The 19,501-nt window shown below is 62.4% G+C and carries 18 protein-coding genes; 9 read left to right on the forward strand and 9 right to left on the reverse strand.

Annotated elements, in window-relative coordinates:
- Positions 1-3: 3 nt before the first annotated feature.
- From modA to P3G66_RS03590, 3 genes are read left to right on the forward strand one after another with little or no spacing between them, the layout of a single operon-like run.
- A complete protein-coding gene (gene modA, locus P3G66_RS03580; protein WP_276116198.1) occupies positions 4-813 on the forward strand; it encodes a molybdate ABC transporter substrate-binding protein in 810 nt (269 codons plus the stop codon).
- On the forward strand, positions 810-1,619 hold the full coding sequence (locus tag P3G66_RS03585; RefSeq protein ID WP_007733547.1) for an ABC transporter permease: 810 nt from the start codon (positions 810-812) through the stop codon (positions 1,617-1,619). Before modA ends, P3G66_RS03585 begins: the two co-directional genes overlap by 4 nt.
- Entirely contained in the window at positions 1,616-2,701 is a 1,086-nt protein-coding gene (locus P3G66_RS03590) for an ATP-binding cassette domain-containing protein (RefSeq protein WP_007733546.1), read from the forward strand. The genes P3G66_RS03585 and P3G66_RS03590 overlap by 4 nt, the downstream gene beginning before the upstream one ends.
- On the opposite strand, the gene fadD11 is transcribed toward P3G66_RS03590, so the two are convergent.
- The 7 genes from fadD11 to P3G66_RS03625 all read right to left on the reverse strand — a co-directional run bounded on the left by fadD11 (position 2,677) and on the right by P3G66_RS03625 (position 10,945).
- The gene (gene fadD11, locus P3G66_RS03595; protein WP_276116199.1) at positions 2,677-4,479 is read right to left on the reverse strand and encodes a fatty acid--CoA ligase FadD11; all 1,803 of its coding nucleotides are present in this window, start codon (positions 4,477-4,479) and stop codon (positions 2,677-2,679) included. The two genes, P3G66_RS03590 and fadD11, sit on opposite strands and share 25 nt — an antisense overlap.
- Positions 4,476-5,438: an SDR family oxidoreductase gene (locus P3G66_RS03600; protein ID WP_003939733.1), complete on the reverse strand. Its 963-nt coding sequence runs from the start codon at positions 5,436-5,438 to the stop codon at positions 4,476-4,478. The genes fadD11 and P3G66_RS03600 overlap by 4 nt, the downstream gene beginning before the upstream one ends.
- Before the next feature lie 4 nt (positions 5,439-5,442).
- Complete coding sequence (locus tag P3G66_RS03605) at positions 5,443-6,876, reverse strand: aldehyde dehydrogenase family protein (RefSeq protein WP_214923131.1); 1,434 nt, start codon at positions 6,874-6,876, stop codon at positions 5,443-5,445.
- The gene (locus tag P3G66_RS03610) at positions 6,873-7,271 is read right to left on the reverse strand and encodes an SRPBCC family protein (protein WP_251014176.1); all 399 of its coding nucleotides are present in this window, start codon (positions 7,269-7,271) and stop codon (positions 6,873-6,875) included. Before P3G66_RS03610 ends, P3G66_RS03605 begins: the two co-directional genes overlap by 4 nt.
- 97 nt (positions 7,272-7,368) lie before the next feature.
- A complete protein-coding gene (locus tag P3G66_RS03615) occupies positions 7,369-8,460 on the reverse strand; it encodes a PDR/VanB family oxidoreductase (RefSeq protein ID WP_209920505.1) in 1,092 nt (363 codons plus the stop codon).
- The gene (locus P3G66_RS03620; protein ID WP_003940129.1) at positions 8,457-9,389 is read right to left on the reverse strand and encodes a metal-dependent hydrolase; all 933 of its coding nucleotides are present in this window, start codon (positions 9,387-9,389) and stop codon (positions 8,457-8,459) included. The genes P3G66_RS03615 and P3G66_RS03620 overlap by 4 nt, the downstream gene beginning before the upstream one ends.
- Positions 9,389-10,945, reverse strand: a complete 1,557-nt coding sequence (locus P3G66_RS03625; protein WP_192712264.1) for an NAD(P)/FAD-dependent oxidoreductase — start codon at positions 10,943-10,945, stop codon at positions 9,389-9,391. Before P3G66_RS03625 ends, P3G66_RS03620 begins: the two co-directional genes overlap by 1 nt.
- 183 nt (positions 10,946-11,128) lie before the next feature.
- Between P3G66_RS03625 and P3G66_RS03630 the strand changes: the two genes are divergently transcribed.
- Entirely contained in the window at positions 11,129-11,785 is a 657-nt protein-coding gene (locus P3G66_RS03630; RefSeq protein WP_276116200.1) for a TetR/AcrR family transcriptional regulator, read from the forward strand.
- Positions 11,782-12,408: a TetR/AcrR family transcriptional regulator gene (locus tag P3G66_RS03635; protein WP_030535343.1), complete on the forward strand. Its 627-nt coding sequence runs from the start codon at positions 11,782-11,784 to the stop codon at positions 12,406-12,408. Before P3G66_RS03630 ends, P3G66_RS03635 begins: the two co-directional genes overlap by 4 nt.
- A 4-nt stretch (positions 12,409-12,412) precedes the next feature.
- On the opposite strand, the gene P3G66_RS03640 is transcribed toward P3G66_RS03635, so the two are convergent.
- On the reverse strand, positions 12,413-13,591 hold the full coding sequence (locus tag P3G66_RS03640; RefSeq protein ID WP_047271188.1) for an acyl-CoA dehydrogenase family protein: 1,179 nt from the start codon (positions 13,589-13,591) through the stop codon (positions 12,413-12,415).
- 187 nt (positions 13,592-13,778) lie between these two features.
- On the opposite strand from P3G66_RS03640, the gene P3G66_RS03645 reads away from it, so the two are divergent.
- Entirely contained in the window at positions 13,779-15,500 is a 1,722-nt protein-coding gene (locus tag P3G66_RS03645; protein WP_047271187.1) for an FUSC family protein, read from the forward strand.
- Here P3G66_RS03645 and P3G66_RS03650 read toward each other — a convergent pair.
- On the reverse strand, positions 15,476-16,438 hold the full coding sequence (locus P3G66_RS03650; RefSeq protein WP_030535346.1) for a sigma-70 family RNA polymerase sigma factor: 963 nt from the start codon (positions 16,436-16,438) through the stop codon (positions 15,476-15,478). The genes P3G66_RS03645 and P3G66_RS03650 overlap by 25 nt on opposite strands.
- A 277-nt stretch (positions 16,439-16,715) precedes the next feature.
- Between P3G66_RS03650 and P3G66_RS03655 the strand changes: the two genes are divergently transcribed.
- From P3G66_RS03655 to P3G66_RS03665, 3 genes are read left to right on the forward strand one after another with little or no spacing between them, the layout of a single operon-like run.
- Positions 16,716-17,795: an ABC transporter substrate-binding protein gene (locus P3G66_RS03655; RefSeq protein WP_007733528.1), complete on the forward strand. Its 1,080-nt coding sequence runs from the start codon at positions 16,716-16,718 to the stop codon at positions 17,793-17,795.
- Positions 17,792-18,613, forward strand: coding sequence for an ABC transporter ATP-binding protein (locus P3G66_RS03660; protein ID WP_003940477.1), 822 nt, complete (start codon positions 17,792-17,794; stop codon positions 18,611-18,613). Before P3G66_RS03655 ends, P3G66_RS03660 begins: the two co-directional genes overlap by 4 nt.
- Positions 18,606-19,478, forward strand: coding sequence for an ABC transporter permease (locus P3G66_RS03665; RefSeq protein ID WP_003939860.1), 873 nt, complete (start codon positions 18,606-18,608; stop codon positions 19,476-19,478). The genes P3G66_RS03660 and P3G66_RS03665 overlap by 8 nt, the downstream gene beginning before the upstream one ends.
- Positions 19,479-19,501: the final 23 nt, after the last annotated feature.

Here is a 19,501-nt window from a genome sequence, read left to right on the forward strand (position 1 = left end):
TTCGTGAAGCGTGTAGTCGGACTTGTTGCAGCAGGTGCCTTTTCGCTTGCCCTGGTGACCGGTTGTAGTTCCTCCGACAATTCTTCGTCGGAGACGTCGTCGGCCGCTCCGACCACAACCACTTCGACTGCGAGTGCCACGGGAAGCATCACCGTCTTCGCGGCGGCGTCACTCAAGAACAGCTTCACCGAACTCGGCAAGGAATTCGAGTCCGAGAACCCTGGTTCATCGGTCACTTTCAGCTTTGCCGGGTCCTCGGACCTCGTCGCTCAGATCACTCAGGGCGCACCGGCTGACGTGTTCGCCTCGGCTGACGCCGCCAACATGACCAAGGCCACCGACGCCGGTGTCGTCGCGGGGTCGCCCTCGGACTTCGCGAGCAACACCTTGACGATTGTTGTGCCGCCGGGCAATCCGAAGGGCATCGCGTCGTTCGCCGATCTGGCAAAGGAGGGGACGCAACTGGTGATCTGCGCTCCGCAGGTCCCTTGTGGCGCGGCTACGAAGAAGGTCGAGACGGCCACCGGCGAGACCCTCTCGCCCGTCAGCGAAGAATCGTCGGTGACCGACGTTCTCAACAAGGTGACGTCCGGGCAGGCCGATGCCGGCATCGTTTACGTCACCGACGCGAAGTCCGCTGGTGACAAGGTTCAGACCGTCGCGTTCCCGGAAGCCACCACGGTGGTCAACCTGTACCAGATTGCGGTGCTGAAGGATTCGAAGAATTCGGAAACGGCAACCAAGTTCGTCGATCTCGTGAAGGGTCCCAAGGGCCTGGCAGTTCTGAGTGACGCGGGATTCGCTGCTCCGTGACACGCCTACGACCGTCAGCCCGAGCCCCGCTCGGGTTGCCGGTATGGATTTACCTTCCCGCGCTGATCGGCGGGGCGTTTGTCATCGCTCCCTTGGCCGCGATGCTGGCCACCGTGCAGTGGTCGCAGTTCTGGGAACTCGTGACTTCCGAATCGTCGGTTGCCGCGTTGAAACTGAGTTTGAAGACAGCAGCGATGAGCACGCTGCTGTGCATCCTGTTCGGGGTACCGATGGCCGCGGTGTTGGCGCGCAGTCATTTTCGGGGACTGTCCGTTCTTCGATCCTTGATTCTGCTCCCGCTGGTTCTGCCGCCAGTGGTGGGCGGTATCGCGTTGCTGTACACGTTCGGGCGCAAAGGGTTGATCGGTGAGCAGTTGGAAGTGCTCGGCATCCAGATAGCATTCTCGACAACCGCGGTGGTCCTGGCGCAGACGTTTGTCGCGCTACCGTTCCTCGTCGTCAGCCTCGAAGGTGCGCTACGCACTGCGGGCACACGATACGAGGCTGTAGCCTCGACGCTCGGAGCCCGCCCGACCACCGTGCTTCGCCGGGTGACTTTGCCGCTGGTGCTTCCCGGTCTGGTGTCAGGGGCAGTGCTGGCTTTCGCTCGCGCACTGGGGGAGTTCGGTGCAACGCTGACGTTCGCGGGAAGTCTGCAAGGGGTCACGCGTACCCTGCCGTTGGAAATCTATCTCCAGCGTGAGACCGATCCGGATGCAGCGGTAGCGCTTTCGCTGGTGTTGGTCGTAGTCGCGGTGGTCATCGTGGTTGCGGTGCGTGGACGCGGATCGGCGGGTTCGTTGTGAGTGGCCTCCACGTCGACATCGAGATTCCGGAGCGCGATGTCGTTGCGACGTTCGACGTCGCGGCCGGTGAGGTGACCGCTGTCCTCGGACCGAACGGCGCAGGCAAGTCGACGGTACTGGCGGCGGTTGCCGGACTACATCACCCGCGGCGTGGGTTGATCGAACTGAATTCTCGCGTTCTCACCGATACCGGTAGGGGAGTCGCGTTGGCGCCGCATCGGCGCGGCACTGCTCTACTCGCGCAAGAGGCACTTCTCTTTCCCCACCTCAGTGCGGCCGCGAACGTGGCGTTCGCGCCGCGCAGTGCAGGGCGGTCGCGTCGCGATTCCGCCGATTCCGCGCGCCACTGGCTCGACGCAGTCGACGCCGCCGAATTGGCTGACCGCAAGCCGTCACAGCTCTCCGGCGGTCAAGCGCAACGAGTCGCAGTGGCGAGGGCATTGGCTGCTGAACCCGAACTACTCCTGCTCGACGAACCGATGTCTGCGCTCGACGTCGCCTCCGCCCCGGCATTGCGGTCGTTGCTGCGTAGAGTGCTCCGAACAGGAGATCGCACGGCCGTGCTCGTCACGCACGACGCTCTGGATGCGCTGGCCCTTGCCGACACCGTTGTCGTGCTGGACGGCGGCCGGGTCGTCGAACGTGGTGACGTACGAACAGTTCTGACTCGCCCGCGTAGTGCATTTGCAGCACGCATCGCAGGGATCAACTTGCGCAGCGGCACGATGGCCGGAGACGGAATGCTCAGAAGTCCGGTCGGGGTGGATATCGCGGGCCAGACGGAGACCGACCTACCGGCCGGCAGTGCCGCCGTGGCAGTCTTCGAGCCGCGAGCAGTGTCGGTCTACCTGGATCCGCCTCACGGGAGCCCACGAAACGCGTTTGCGGTCACGATCGCGGAGATCGAAAATCGAGGCGATGTCGTCCGAGTCCGAGCCGAGGACGAAGCCGGCCAGCCGGGCTTGTCTGCCGACATCACGGCGAGCGCAGCGGCCGAGCTCGATCTGGTTCCGGGATCGGCCGCTACGTTTGTGGTCAAGGCCACCGAGACGCTGATCTATGCGCAGGGCGCAGGCTCGTAGACGTCCTCTACGACCGAATCCGCATAGAGGGCTGCAATTTCGGACGCGTACTTCTCGGCTATCGGCTTGCGCCTGAGCTTCATCGTCGGTGTCAGCTCGTCGCCGCCTGGCTCCCAGAACGTGGTGAGTACGTGAAACCGCTTGATCTGCTCGGCCCTCGACAGACGCGAGTTTCCCTCGGCGACAGCAGTTGCAACGATGTCGACGATCCGAGCGTCCTTGGCGAGTACCGCGGCCTCGGCCGCAAGTCCCAGTGAGCGTGCCGCTCCGACCGCGGCGTCGGCGCTGAGAGTGATCAACGCTGTGTTGAACTTTCGGCCGTCTCCGATTGCCACGACCTCACCGATCAACGACGACGACGTCTTCACTGCGGTCTCGATGGCAGCGGGGGACATGTTCTTTCCTGACGCATTGATGATCAGCTCCTTCTTGCGATCGATCACCGTGAGGTATCCGTCTGCGTCGGCCGTGACGATGTCTCCGGTCGAAAGCCAACCGTCTGCACTGATCGCTTCGGCCGTTTTTGCCGGTTCGCCGCGGTACCCCTTCATGACCAACGGTCCTCGAACCAGTAGCTCACCGTCGGCCTCGATGCGCATTTCCATGCCTGGAAGCAACTTTCCGACCGTTCCCAGCTTGGTCGGCTCGGCCGGTGCGGTGCTCGCAATGCATGTCAGCTCGGACATTCCCCAGATCTCCGAGATCGGAACTCCCAGGGCTGCAAAGAATGCCAAGGTGTCCGGCGGAATCGGTGCAGCGCCAGAGATGGCCCACTTCAGTTCGGCAAAACCGAGTTTCGCACGCAGAGCGGAGAGGACCATTGCATCGGCTCGGGCGTAGTCCGCTTCCAGTTCGGCGGGGACTGTTTCACCGGCTCGCAAGTGTGCGAGCCGAGTGCGACCGACGTCGAGTGCCCACTGCAATGCCGCTCGCCGCGCGTCGTCCGGTTCGTTGGCGACGGCCGATTCGACTGCAACCTTCAGCTTTTCCCACACACGGGGGACACTGCCCCAGATCGTGGGGCGACAGTCCGGAAGCGCAGCCGCTACCTGGCTCGGATCCGGCACGACAGTGATCTGGGTGCCGAACACCATTTGCATGTACAGGCAGGTGAGCCGATCGGCTATGTGCGCCGACGGCATGTACGAGGTGATGCGGTCACCGAACTCGACGGGGAGTACAGCACTGACGGCGGTGGTTTCGAACAACAGACAGGCATGAGTCGTCTCGACGCCCTTGGGGTTGCCGGTCGTGCCGGAGGTGTAGATCAACGTGGCGACGTCGTTCGGTTTCACCGCACGCCAGGTGCTATCGAAATCGAAATCGGCGGCAGCAGAGGACTTCATCTGCTCCAGCGTCAGGGTGCCGGACTGCTGGGCAGACGGTTGCGCGTCGACGACCACGATCGTGTCGAGTGTGGCACCGGATCGGCGAACGGTATCCACGTACTGGGCCTCGCAGACGAGCACTCGCGCACCGGAATTGGCGAGGATGTACTGGATGGCTTCGGGTGCCGACGTGTTGTAGATGGAGAAGGATGTCGCGCCGAGGTGTTGGGCGCCGACGTCGATCGGGTAGAACTCGATGCGGTTACTCATCATCAATGCAACCGTATCGCCATGTCCCACGCCGATTCCGGCCAATCCCGCGGCAACATCGCGAACCTGTTCGCCGTACGCGCGCCACGTCAGTGTTCGCGCATCGCCGATGTCTCGCAGGGCCACCGCGTCGGGCGCTACCGCCGACACTCGCTGGAAGGCTGCACACAACGTAGTCATGATGTTCTCCTGGATGCCTTTGTCAGGGCTGACGCATTCGTTGGGGCCGCAGCGGTGGTTCTGTCTTCGAGTTCGCGGATCAGGTCGTGTGCCTGTTTGTCTTTTGCCAGGTAACCGTCGGCAAGGACATTGATGAATCCGCGTCCCCACGCCCAGGGTTCCCAGGCAGCGGGGGCAAGGGTCCGGGCGGCGCGGCGCGCGATCGCGTCGGCGATCACGGTGGCGGCACGGTCCGGGGAGATTCGATGACGGAGGGGACCGGGTAGTCGAGCGTCGAGTTTGCGCCCGATCTCGTCGTCGTCGAGTGTTGCGCGTGCAAGTTGTGTATCCACCATCCCGAAGTACGCGATGCCGGCAGTAGCGCCGTAGCCGGCAACCTCGAGACGCAGCGCCCGGCCGAGCGCTTCGACCCCAGCCTTGCTGATCATGTACGAAGCGCCGCCCAAACCGGGGGCGAACGACGCCGCCGATGACACGACGACGATGTGCCCACTGTTGCGGATCACCTCGTCGATGGTCGGATGCACGGTGTTGAAGACGCCGGTGAGATTGACGTCGAGCACACGATCGAAGGCGTCGGGATCGATCTGGCGCAATGTTGCCGGGGGAGGGGTGATTCCGGCGTTGGCCACTACGACGTCGATTCTGCCCAGCTGCTCGATGATCGTTTGCACGGCTGCGGTCATGCCGTCCCGATCTCGGACATCGGCCGTCACCGTCACGACTCGCTGTGACTCGAATGAGCGCTCGGCCGTTGCCAATGAACTCTCGTTGACGTCGACCAGTGCCACGGTGGCCCCACGCCGGTGGAGAGTGCGCGCCAGCGCTGCACCGATACCGTCGCCTCCACCGGTGATCAGTACGACCTTCCCGGCGACGTCGTAGTCGAGTCGGCGTCCGGGCAGTGGAATGCCCAGATCGCGGACTGTTCCCGCAATTGCGGACAAGCGTCCCGTCATTGCTTCAGTGCCTTCCGTGTAGTGCGCGGATGAGAACCTTGACCAGCCAGTCGATTCGGGCGGTCCTTCGAAACGTCGTCAGTGGTAGGGGCGAACGGAATCGTTGCCGAGTCGTCGAACGAGCGTAGGTGAACTCCTTCAGACCATCTGGGCCGTGAACGCGTCCGAAACCAGATGCTCCGACCCCACCCAGTGGCAGGTTGGGAACCGCGGCATACATCACGTAAGAGTTCACCGACGCTCCTCCGGATCGGAGCCGATCGGCAACAGCCGCTCCGTCCTTGCCGAACACGCTTGCTCCCAATGCGTATGGCGACGCATTGACCAACTCCACCGCCTCGTCCATCGAGGCGACCTTGGTGATCGTCATCGTCGGGCCGAAAGTTTCCTCCGTGACGGCGAGGCTGTCTTCGGGGACGTCGACCATGATGGTCGGTTGCACGTACTGGCCGGAGATCGAGCCGAGCCCTCCGAGAACGACACGTCCACCCCGCGACATCGCGTCGTCGATGTGGCGCCGGATGACGGAGACTTGCGAGGGCATGGTGATCGGACCGATCTTGTCTTCGGCACCCGGACCCGCATGAACTCGGGCAGCCAAAGTGATTGTCTTGTCGATAAACTCGCCGTAGACATGTTCGTGCACGTATACACGCTCGACGCCCAGACAGGTTTGACCGGAGTTGGACAATGCTCCCCACACCGCAGCATCCGCGGCGGCACCGACATTTCCGTCGGCATCAAGGATGAGCGCGTCCTTACCACCACATTCCATCAACACCGGTGTGAGGGTCTCGGCGCACGCTGCCATGACTTTCTTGCCCGTCGCGGTCGATCCGGTGAACCCGATCTTGTCGACACCGGCCAGGCACAGTGCCGCGCCGACCGAACCATCGCCCGTGACGACCTGCAGCACAGGATGTTCAGGGACGACCTCGGCGAAGGCGCGGCCCAACCATTGCCCGACTGCCGGTGCGAACTCACTCGGCTTGTAGACCACGGCGTTGCCTGCAGCCAGCGAGAACGAGAGCGAACCGAGTGGGGTGAAGACCGGATAGTTCCACGGACCGATCACACCGATCACCCCGAGAGGTCGATACTCCACCGAGGCGGCCTGATTGACCGTCAACAAACTGGAGCGGACGCTGCGCCTGCCCAATACCTTTCGGACATTCTTCGACGCCCACGCGAGATGTTCTAGTGCCATGGCGATTTCGAGCATCGCGTCAGGGTGCGGCTTGCCCATGTCCCGGTGAACGACGTCGGCGAGTTCGGATGCTCGACGAGCGATGATTCCTCGCCACCGATCCAGTCGACGAGCACGTTGCTCGAATGTCAGTTCTGCCCACCACTCGGAAGCAGTACGGGCGTCGCGCACTGCCTGTGTCACCGTGTCGTCGGACGCCTGTGTGGTCGTGTCGATCTCGGTCGCCGTCATCGTGGAGTTCCTTGAAGTGTGTGGTGGACGGCGCCGTCGGCCCAGCCGCGGGTGACGCGTTGGAGGATCGGTCGGGACAGAGTCAGAATGGGGGCGAACCACGGTTGCGCTTGCACAGCGAACGTCCAGGTGAGGCGGCTGCCAGTCGAAGTCGGTTCCAACACCAGATCTTCGGCGAAGCGTTTGAACCCCGGAAGTGACGCCGACTCCACGTAGAACGACATCCGGCGCCCCTCGTCCCAGCGGAAGAATCGCTCGTTCAGTGCAGCAAAAGCGCCGGCTCGCACGGTTCGTGTAGTCCCGATGCCGAATGGTCTGTCCGAGGTCCAGTCAGCTCCGGTGATCCCGTGCGCCCACGACGTGAGCGCTCCGTCCGAGGTCAACGTCTGCCACAAGCTTTCACATGTCGCTTCGGATTCGATCCGTGAGTGATCACCAGCGGAGCGGAGCGGATGAAGGCTGCGTCGGCCGCAGAAAGAGAGAATTTTCCCTTCACAGGTCCACCACCAAAGACCCACCGGTGGAACGTGATCGACAGGTCAACATCGAACCAGTACGTTCGGATTCGGTGAGGAGGGTGTCTCGATGCTCGACGGTCCCGGAGAGCACCCGGACCTTGCATGTACCGCAGAAGCCCTGTTGGCATGAATACGCTACTCCGGGAAGTACGCGTCGTATTGCAGCCAAGGCGCTTTCGGACTCGCCCACATCGACGGTGAGACCGGTGCGCGCCAGATGCACCGTGAACTCCTTGCCGTCGACTACCGGGAGTGGGGAGAACCTCTCGCTGTGCACCGATCCGGTCGGGTTGGCGGCGAAAGTTGCCGCACGCACCGTGTTCATCAGCGGAACCGGTCCGCACGTGTACACCGCGGCACCGGGATCCGCAGCAGCGACGAGTGTTCCGATATCCGTCGGACCCAGCTCGTCGTCGGGTCGGATGGTTACCCGGCCGCTGGAATACTCCTCGATCTCGTTCAGGAATGGCATAGCTGCCCGAGTTCGTCCGAGATAGTCCAATCGCCACGGGACTCCGCGGCGGTGACAGCGTTGCACCATGGGAAGTATCGGAGTGATCCCGATTCCGCCCGCAACAAAGAGGTACGACGGAGCAGTGACAAAAGGAAATGCATTCCGCGGCCCTCGTACGTCGACAACCATTCCGGGTTTCAGCGACTCGTGTATCTCGCGGGAGCCGCCCCCGCCTTCGTCGATCCGCCGGACGGCGATCCGATACGAGGTCAAGTCGTCGGGGTCTCCGCACAACGAATACTGTCGTTGCCTTCCCGAGGGGAGAATGACGTCTAGGTGAGCGCCGGGAATCCACGACGGCAGGGTGATTCCTTCCCTCGGGGTCAAGGTGACACTCAGGACGTCTGCGCACTCGAACCGGACGGACTTCACGTCCAGCGTCATGTCGAATCCGCTGTAGCGGACCGGGTTGGGACGCGAAAGTATCTGCGCTGCAGGACTTGACGCAAAGATTCGACGGTATGCGCTCGTCGCCTGTGCGGCCATCCTCAACGACCGGGTCGGTGTGAAGTCTTGTGCGTCGTGAGGACGGTCGGCAGTCGTCTTGTTCATCCTTCACTCTTTTCGGAAGAACGATTGGCGGCAGGTGAGCGAGCGAGGTAGCGCATGGCTACGTCCATGTCCCCGATCTGGGACGGATGGAAGCTCGGCCGCAGATACGGAGGAATCTCGGTGATCAGGAATTTCATGTTCGGGACCAGGCCGCGGCGAGTGGCGCTGATCAGTTGCAGAGGCCACAGGCGGCCCTTCGCCTTCGACGGGTCCTGCCGGAAGAGGTAGTTCATCGAGGCGATGAACAACACGAACAACGTGAAGCTGGCGAGCAGCGCCGTGCGAACGCGTCTGGCGTAGCTACCGTCCACGTACATGTAGGCGTCGAAGGCCACGTTGCGGTGCTCGACTTCCTCGGCGCCGTGCCACTTGACCATGTCGAGCATCGTCGGGTGCATGCCGGCATCTTCGAGGGCGGGATCGGTGAGCAGCCATTCCCCGACCACCGCCGTGTAATGCTCCATCGCGGCAAACAAGCCGAGACGTTCACAGAGCCAGGCGTGCTTGGCTTTTCCGGTCAATCCTTTGTCGCCCAATATCTTGTCCACGAGCCAGTCCATCCGGCGTGACATCGGTTTCATGTCCATGCCGAGGTCCGCAAGATGCTCGCGTGCACCTTTGTGCGACGACGCGTGTGTTGCTTCCTGTCCGACGAATCCCACCACCTCTTCGTGCAGGCGGGGGTCCTCGATGAGCGGGAGTGCTTCGGCGAGCGTTGCGGACATGGCCCGCTCTCCCTCGGGCAACACGAGATGCATGAAGTTGATGACGTGGGTGACCATCGGTTCGTTCGGCACGTAATGCAGTGGTACGCCGTCCCAGTCGAATTCGACGTCACGGGCGGCGATCGCATGTGCTTCGTCGGTGTAGCGGCGCGCGCCGGACGGTGCGACGACGGGTGTGCCTCGGAAGGCGTTGATGCCGAGCATTATCGGCTCCTCACGGTTTCTCGGGCAGTGGTGAGTGATTCGGACGAGACGGGTTGTACCTGCGCGTAGTGAGCGAGGTCGGCTCGTTTGGTCCTGGTGCGGAAGGATCGGTTGAATCCGGGATAGAAGGTGTAATTGCGGCCGCCGTCGACGAGGTAGTAACTACTGCACCCGCCGGCGTTCCACACGCTGGTGGCGAGTCGGCGGTCGGTCGCGCGCACGAACTCTCTCTGCACGTCTGCCCGGACGTCGATACTGCCGATGCCGCCCTCGTCCATTTGAAGAATGCAGCTCACGATGTACTCGACCTGCGCTTCGATCGTGACGACCTGCGAGGTGTAGACCACGGAATTGGGGCCGAGGATCATGAAGAAGTTCGGAAACCCGCTGATGGTGGTGCCGAGGAAGGCCTCGGCACTGCCGTTCCACGTCTGCGCGAGGCTGCGGCCGTCCTTGCCCCGGATGATGTCGAACGACGGGTTGTCTCCCATACGAAAGCCGGTTCCCATGACTATGGTGTCGACTTCCCGGAAGGCACCGTCCGCGGTGAGGACTCCGCGCTCCTGCACCTCGACGATTCCGTCCGTCACCACCTCCACATTGGGTGACGCCAGCGCGGGATAGTAGGTGTTCGAGAACGTCGGACGCTTGCATCCGAATGCGTAGTGGGGGAGCAGCTTTGCGCGAAGCTCCGGGTCCCGCACCTGCCGGCGAAGGTGTGCTCGGCCGAGTGCGGCCAGCCCTTTGAGCAGTGACGGCTTGTACACGAATCCGGGTACCAGGGCTTCTTGGAGCAGGTCGAGTCCCTTGCGTGCCAGTCGTTGGGTGAGCGGCACCCGCTCGAAGAGAGCGCTCGGCCAGCCGGTCATCGGCTGATCCGGGTGCGGCAGGATCCACGTCGGTGTCCGCTGGAACACGGTCAACGTGTCCGCGAGCGGTTGCAGTCTGGGGATGATCTGCACCGCAGAGGCACCGGTGCCGACCACGGCTATCCGCTCACCGCGAAGGTCGTGGTCGTGGTTCCAGTCCGCGGTGTGGAACATCTGACCACGAAACGATTCGAGCCCGGGAAGGTCGGGTGTGGCGGGGGCACTGAACGGGCCGGTGGCCGCGACCAGGAACTGTGTCTCCCACACGGTTTCCGCAGTGTGTACCCGCCAGATCTGGGCTTGCTCGTCCCACGAAGCTTCTGTCACGCCCTGATTGCAGTGGAAATGACCGGCCAGTCCGAAGCGATGGACGCAATCCCGGAGATAGTCGTAGATCTCGGGCTGTAGCGGATACAGCCGCGTCCAGTTCGGATTTGGCGCAAACGAGAACGAGTACAGAATCGACGGGATGTCGCACTGTGCACCGGGGTAGGTATTGACCTGCCAGGTTCCCCCGGGCTCCGCGGCACGTTCCAGAACGACGAAGTCGTCGATCCCGGACTGCTTCAAGCGGACAGCCGTTCCGATGCCGCCGAAACCGGCTCCGATGACGACGACTCGTGTTCGGCGAGTTCGAGTTTCCTCGTCACCGGCCGATGGCCCCGAGGTTGGGTCGATGTCGACCATGTGTGACGCCTCCTGATTGGTGCGTGAACAACTGAACGAAGAGTAAGTCTGACATCAAGTGATGTCAACAGCGGTTGATGTCAGAATTCAACTGATTGACATCGGGCGATGTCAGTTCGCTTGCGGAGGTCGCCGCGATAACCTGAGGTCGAGAGCGCTGCCGGTCAGTGAGAACATGGGGACATGACGGATACCGAGGCTCGGCGCACCGGCCCGCGCAGGTGGCGTGGGCAGGAACCGGAAGATCGCCGCGCCGCGCGCCGGACACAGCTGATCGAAGCCGGGTTGCAGATCATGGGCACCGAGGGAGCGGCCGCCGCGACCATGCGTGCGACCTGCCGCGAGGCCGCGCTGACCGAACGGTACTTCTACGAGAGCTTCGCCAACCGTGACGAACTGCTGGTCGCCGTGCTCGACGAGGTCGTTCTCGGTGCGCGTGACACTATTCTGGACGCTCTCGAGGTGGCGCCTTCCGAACCGTCGGCCCTGATCCGCCACGTGGTGAAGGCCTTCACCAACTACGTATTCAAAGATCCTCGACGTGGACGCATCATGTTCGTCGAATCCCAGGCGGAACCTGCGCTGTGGGATCGAGGGCGAGAATTGATGGCGGAGTTCACGAATCCGATTTCCGCGTCGCTCGAGCTGATGTACGGCGGCGAGGCAACCGACTCCGCGAACTCCGAACTCAATTCAGTGGGGCTGTTCGGTGCCCTCGCGTTCATCTATCAGGCGCACACCCCGTCCTCCAAGATCTCTCGAAAGCGTTTGGTGGAGCACATTTCGCTCATGGTCGAGGCGCAGGCGACGGTCAACAGCACGCCTGCGAGAAAAGAATGACGTCCGCGTCGGCCACAGGCGGAAGGCGTCTCGGTCCCGAAGACCGGCGTGAGCAGATCATTGTCAGCGCGGCAAAGGTTTTCGAGGAGAAGTCTTTTGCCGACGTCTCGATGACCGAGTTGGCCAAGGCGGCTGGGGTCGGACGTCCGCTGCTCAATCATTACTTCGGCTCCAAGCGGGAGTTGTATCTCGACGTCGTGCGGCGGTTCGTCTTCATTCCCGAAGTGGCGGTGGACCGCATTCCGCGATCGGCGAGCCAGGAGAAGCGGATCGGCGCCGTGATCGATCGGTGGCTCGACGTCGCCTGGCGTCATCGCGACATGTGGATCTCGACAGTCATGTCCGACGACCTCCGCCGTGATCCCGAGATGGATCGGATCCTGCAGGATGCTGACGACGTTGCTGCGCGACGCATGATGGATGCGCTCGAGATTCGACCGAGTGAAGGCAGTGAGGCTGCTGTTCATTCGATGATCGTGGCGTACGGAGGCTTGGCGAAGGCCGCCAGTAAGCAGTGGTTGGTGACGGGAGCGCTCGACCGCGAACAGGTGCACCTTCTGCTGGTACGCAGTTTGCTCGCGATCGTGCGTGACGTTCTGCCGGCGTGCGAGGCGGATTCCTGATTGCTCAGAGTGATCTCGCCACGAGGTCCTTCATGACTTCGTTCGATCCGGCGTAGATTCGCTGAATACGAGCGTCGGCATACATCTGAGCGATGGGATATTCGAGTATGTAGCCGTACCCGCCGTGTAGTTGCACGCAGCGGTCGATCACGGCGCACTGCTGATCGGTGAGCCAGTACTTGGCCATCGCGGCGGTAGTCGCATCGAGCTGCCCGGCAAGGTATTTGACGATGCAGTCGTCGATGAACGTTCGTGAGATACGAGCGATGGACGCGCACTCGGCAAGTTCGAAGCGCGTGTTCTGCAGATCGAAGAGCTTTTGCCCGAACATGTTTCGGGATTTGGTGTACTCGACGGTGAGGGCGACTGCACGCTCCATTGCCGCAGTGGCTGCAACTCCGCAGATCAATCGTTCGGGCAGTAGCTGCTGCATCAGCTGGGCAAACCCTGTGCCTTCGCGGTCCCCGAGCAGGTTTGTTGCAGGCACCCGCAAGCGGTCGAAGAACAGCTCGGTGGTGTCCTGGCCCTTCTGTCCGACCTTCTCGAGTATTCGCCCGCGCTCGAAACCCGGTGTGTTGTCATCGACCTCGGCCACGATGAGCGACACTCCACGCGCTCCGAGGCTGGGATCGGTCTTGGCGGCAATAATCACCAGATCACAATTGCGACCGTTGGAGATGAAGGTCTTTGCGCCGCTGATCAGATAGTCGTCACCGTCGCGGACGGCTCGGGTGGTGATGTTCTGCAAGTCGGATCCGGTGCCGGGCTCGGTCATGGCGATTGCGCCCACCCACTCGCCACTCACCAGTTTCGGTAGCCAGCGCAGTTTGTGCTCGTGATCGGCGTAGGCATTGAGGTAGTGCGGCACGATTCCCGAGTGCACGCCGAGTTGGAGTGAATGATCACCCGCCATGACCTGCTCGTGGAACAGCACGGCGTCGTGCGCGAAAGTTCCTCCTCCGCCGCCGTACTCGGTGGGGATCGACATGCCGGCGAGCCCGAGCGCCCCGAGTTCTCGATATGCGGATTTGTCGGGAAAACCTTGGGACGCGAAGCGTTTCTGATGCGGTGTGACGTGTTTGGCGAAGAAGTTCCTTGCCAGGTCGGCCACGGCCTCCAATTCGTCGTCCATCCACGGGGACCGTCGTTCTGCGGTCCGGGTTGCGGTAGATCCTTGCGTCATCGTGATTCTCCCGATCGATGAAGTGCGACCCGCGAGCGGATCCGACTCCACCTATCATCCACACTGTTGACATAGTGTCAATAAAGGGGTGGTCGAATCGACCTCCGGACCCGCCTCGAATTCCACGTCGGCCGCCCGCAAGAATGGGACGACACAGACACGAACAGGCCGGCGCGAAGGATGGGCAGTGGACCCCGAAGAAACATCAGCGGGTCACGAGTCCAACCTCCCGGCTCCGCGGCCGGCGCGCAGCGTCCTGTTCGGATTGCCGCCGGTGGGAAACAGGTACCCCGGAGCGGTTCGCGTCGCCCTCGCCCTGGCGATTCCGGCGGCCATCGCCACACTGCTCGGATTCGGGTCTGCTTCGCTCCTGGTCGGCCTCGGTGCATTTGCATCGATCTACGGTGAGGGTCGTCCGTACCGGAGCAGGTGGAAGGCAGTCGGTATCGCTGCGACGGCGCTGACGATCCTGTCCTTCGTCGGGGCATCGGTGGGTGAGCCCGTCCACCGAGCCATCGCTGAGGGAGCGCCGACGGTGCTGCTGGTCTTTGTCGTGCTGATCATGGCCGTCGTGGTGTCGACCTGCGCCTTCACCGTCGACGCGCTTCGATTGGGTCCACCGGGCGCGTTCTTTCTGTTGCTCACCACCGAGATCAGTTCCGTGATCGCCACTCCCGGTCAGCCGCCGGTCGAGGTCGCGATGTGGACGGCAATCGGTGGGATCAGCGCGGTGGTCGTCTCGATGACGGGAATCCTGTGGGCACCGAGAGCTGTCGAACGCAGCGCTGTACAGGCAGCCGTCTCGGCCGTTGCGGAGTACACGGACGCTCAGGCGACGTACGCCCCACCCGAACTCACGCGAGACAAACGCCACGCTGCAGCACTTCGGCTGCACGACGCGTGGCAGTGCCTCTACCGCGGCGCAATCGTCGGGAAAGACCACCCGTTGACCCGTGAACTCGAACGAGCGCAGATCTCGATGGCCAGGGCGATCTCCGACGACCACGATCCGGAACTCATGGCCGACCCCGCGTTCGACGTCGACGACGTCGGTGCTCACCCGCCTCTGCCCGACCCGACGATCCGATATCGGTTCCTCCGCGCCTGCAATCGGTCCAGCCGAGCGTCGGTGACGGCACTTCGGCTGTCCATTGCCTGTATGGCGGCGGGAACCCTCACCGTCCTGCTCGGCATCGATCGCCCGGACTGGGCGGTGATCGCCGCGGCGATGGTCCTTCATCAAGGACCGGACCGAATACTGGGCACCTATCGCGGAATCCACCGCATCGGTGGGACCGTCCTCGGGTTGATTCTGTTGGGTGCCATCTACTCCTGGAGTCCGACCGGTCTGTGGTTGGTGGCGGTACTTGCAGTCCTGATGGCGGGGATCGAGCTGTTCCTGGTGCGGAATTACGGGATAGCCGTCATCTTCATCACCGCCCTCGCGATTCTCCTCGGCGCGGCCGGTGGTGCGCACGGGACCGTCCGACATCTGATCCTCAGCCGCATGCTCGAGACGGCAATCGGCGTCGTCGTGGCGTTGGTGGTCCTGTGGACGGTGGGGCGCGGTGCGCATCGACGCACTCTGATCTGGGTCGACGAACGGGCGGGTAGCGTCCTGTTCAAGCTGCTGACCGAAATTCGCGCGAGGCACTATGCACCACAGGCGAATTGGTCGGAGCTTTCGGAGCTTCGTCGGGACCTGGACTTCGAACTGCGAGGTAGCGCGATGGCCGGGATCGACGCCGCCCACAACGAACCCGAGTGGGCGTCGCAGCAGTGGAGGACGCACACCGAATTGCATCATCTGGGATCGGATGTACTGCACCGACTGTGGTTCGGCACGCAGGTGTCCAGATCACACCTCGAGGAATGGGAGTCTCGCTACTTGCGTTCGGGTTCGGTGTGATCGAGCATCGGCACAGCGCTGAACTTGGCTGGATTCGCAATGTCGTAGGCTGCGCACACAACTCCGTCGCGGACAGTGAAGCCGGCAACGCGAGCGGCGAACTGCGGGTACTGGTCGTCCCCCGGTGAGCCGGCGAATACACCGCCGAGCTGTCCGTTGACGAGAACCGGTGACATCGAGAACACCGCTGCCGGTCCGTACTTGCGGGCCAATCCCAGATAGAACCGCGCGACACGATCGCTGCCGCGCACAATGTTGACAGCCGTGCGGGTAGTTCCGCCTGCGTCACCGATCAGGACGGCATCGGGATCGAGTGCACCTATCACGGCGTTCAGATCTCCACTCGCGATAGCCGTCACCAATCGCTCGACGGCAGCAGCATGCTCCTCGCTACTGACCGGGACCGGCGCCGACGCTGCGGCTTTACGGGCCCGCGAGGCCAACTGACGGGCAGTGGCTACTTCGATGTCGAGGATGCGCGCAACCTCGGCGAAGGGCACGTCGAAGCCGTCATGCAGGACGAAGGCAACGCGTTGAGCGGGAGTAAGGGTGTCCAGGACGACGAGGGCAGCAAAACGATTCTGTTCCTGCGTCACGACGTACTCCAGCGGATCGGGTGTCGCTGAGGGTGTGCCCGAGGTGGCGTCGACGGGCGTGACGATCGGCTCCGGAAGCCACTGTCCGACATAGCTTTCTCTTCTGACCGCGGCCGATTTGAGATGATCGAGGCAGATTCGACCGACAACAGTGGTGAGCCATCCGCGCAGCTCGCGGATCTCGAGGTCGCTTCCTTGTCTCGATTGTGCGACTTGCAAGCGTATCCATGCCTCCTGCACCGCATCCTGAGCGTCGCTGAAACTTCCGGTGAGACGGTAGGCCACCGACGTCAGGTGGCCACGGTGTTGCTCGAAGTCCTGCGCAGTCGTCGGCGAAAGCATGCCCTCATGATACGGACCTCACACATTAAATCCGGCATGAATGTAACCGTTGACCCAGGTAGTGGGTGCCGACGTATGGTTTCGGCACTGCTCACGGCTCGATCCTGTCTGCACATTCATTGGAGTCTCACGTGTTTCGGTCTTTCCCGCTCATGTCGCTCAACTGTTGTCGTTGAACTGACATTCCCCACACCTGCCTGTGCCGAGCGCCGCACACGGCGCTCCGGACAGGTGTAGCCGAGAACTGAACCAATCATCTTCTACAGGAAGCAACTTCATGATTCGCCCTCGTTTCGCGCGCTCGGTAGCCGCGGTCGTCGCTCTTGTCACTCTGTCCAGTTTTGCCGTTGCCTGCTCGGGCTCCTCCGACGAAGTGGTCAAGACCGCCGACGGCAAGACCGTCCTGCGGTACGAGGGCAGCACCGGACAGGTCATCTACCCCGAACTGGCCGCTGACCTCGGCTACTTCAACGACGTGGAGCTCAACTGGATCGGCGATACGACCAGCGGCCCTCAGAGCATTCAGAACGCAGCGACCGGTCAAACCGAGTTCGGCGGAGCGTTCAACGGGGCGGTGGTGAAGTTGGCTTCCGCGGGTTCACCGATCACCTCGGTCATCGGGTACTACGGCTCCGACAAGGAGAGCTTCAACGGGTACTACGTTCTCGACGACAGTCCGATCAAATCGGCGAAGGACCTGATCGGCAAGAAGGTCGGGATGAACACCCTCGGTGCGCACCACGAGTTCGTCGTGCGTGAATGGCTTGCGCGGGAGGGGCTTACACCGGACGAGATCAAGCAGGTGGAACTGATCGTGGTTCCGCCGGTCAACACGGAACAAGCTTTGCGGCAGGGACAGATCGACGTCGCCACCCTCGGCTCGGTCTTCCGTGACTCCGCGCTCGAACGTGGTGGCCTTCGCGAGCTGTTCACGGACGAATCGTTGTTCGGCTCGTTCACCTACGGCACGTTGGTGTTCCGTGACGACTACATCGCGCAGAACAAGGAGGCGGTCGCCGATTTCGTGCAGGGAACAGCGAGGGCCATCCGCTGGACGCAGACACACCCACGAGAAGAAGTGGTCGCGAAGCTGACGTCGATCATCAACAGCCGCGGACGCAACGAGGACACCAAGCTCATCAGCTACTGGAAGAGCCCAGGAGTCGCCGGCCCCGGCGGAACGATCACCGATACCGAGATCAGCACGTGGATCGACTGGCTCACCCGTAACGGCGAACTCGAAGAAGGAAAGTTGAAGCCGTCGGACATCTACACCAACGAATTCAACCCGTACGCCAACGGAACGTATTCACCCGACAGCGGCGCTGACGGACAGGCACTGGAGGCAGCAAAATGAGCACAGAACCGAAACTACGGCTCGAGCACGTCACCAAACAGTTCGACATTCGTGGGACCGACGAAGTTTTCACCGCGGTCGAGGACATCAACATCGACGTGGCGCCGGGGGAGTTCCTGGTCCTCGTCGGGCCGAGTGGTTGCGGCAAGTCGACTCTGCTGGACCTCCTCGGAGGACTCAGTTCGCCCACTTCCGGTCGAATCCTTCTGGACGGCAAGCAGATCACGGGCCCAGGCTTGGATCGGGGAATCGTCTTCCAGCAATACGCGCTACTTCCATGGCGAACTGCACGTCACAACATCGAGTTCGGACTCGAAGCGAAGGGCGTGAAGAAGAGCGAGCGACGCGAGCTCGCCGAGCATTACCTCGAACTGGTCGGTCTGCAAGGTTTCGCGGATCGCTATCCGCACGAGTTGTCCGGTGGAATGAAGCAGCGAGTCGCGATCGCCCGCAGCCTGGCATTCGACCCCGAAGTGTTGCTGATGGACGAACCATTTGCTGCGCTGGACGCACAGACGCGAGAGTCGCTGCAGGACGAGCTTCTGCGCATCTGGAAGGCCACCGGCAAGACGATCCTGTTCATCACCCACGGAATCGACGAGGCCATCTACCTCGGGCAGCGTGTTGCAGTACTGACGTCGAGGCCAGGGCGCGTCAAGACGATCGTCGACATCGACATCGACCGGTCCGGCGACGACGTGCGATCAGGTGAGGAGTTCCGAGTGTTCCGGCACCGGATCTGGACGCTACTGCACGGTGAAGTCGAGCGCGCTCGGGCCGGCGAACTCGATCCTGCCAAGGAGGTTGCACATGTCTAGCGCATTGGCGACGCCGGAGGTGGTCGCCGCTCCGAAACCGTTGGCCGACAAAACACCTGACATTGCGCAGCGGAGCCAGGCCGGCGGCAAGGCGGCGCGCTACATTGGTTCCACCGCCTGGCGGATTGCCAAGCCGTCGATTGCGATCGCGATCTTCCTCGGGATCTGGGAAGCGGCACCTCGGCTCGGGCTGGTGGACAAGGTCTTCCTGCCGCCCTTCACCGAAGTTGTGTCCGCATTCTTCACTCTCGCCGAGAACGGACAATTGCAAGAGCATGTTTCGGCCAGTCTGACGCGTGCGCTGACCGGATTCTTCGTGGCCATCGCGATCGCGATTCCGTTGGGAATCGCGATCGCCTGGTACCGCCCGGTCTCCGACTTCCTCAACCCGATTCTCGAATTGTTCCGCAACACAGCAGCCTTGGCTCTGCTTCCCGTCTTCGTGCTGATTCTCGGAATCGGTGAGGAATCGAAGATCGCCCTGGTGATCTACGCCTGCACCTTCCCGATTCTGCTCAACACGATCTCCGGTGTGCGAACAGTGGACCCCCTGCTGATCAAGTCCGCTGCCTCGCTGGGGTTCTCCTCGATTCGGCTGTTCCAGAAGGTGGTTCTGCCCGCCGCTGTTCCCACGATCTTCACGGGTATCCGCATGGCAGCCGCGTCGTCGATTCTCGTGCTGATCGCCGCCGAAATGGTCGGGGCCAAAGCCGGTCTCGGGTATCTGATCACCGCTTCACAACTCAACTTCCAGATCCCGAACATGTACGCGGGCATCGTCGCGATCTCGTTGTTGGGTCTGACAATCAACGCGATTCTGGTCCTGATCGAACGTCGGCTCTCGCGCTGGCGCGTCACCACCTGACCACACATTCACGGAAAGATTCT

It is taken from the genome of Rhodococcus sp. C3V (genome assembly GCF_029269915.1).
GTDB classification, from domain to species: domain Bacteria; phylum Actinomycetota; class Actinomycetes; order Mycobacteriales; family Mycobacteriaceae; genus Rhodococcus_F; species Rhodococcus_F qingshengii.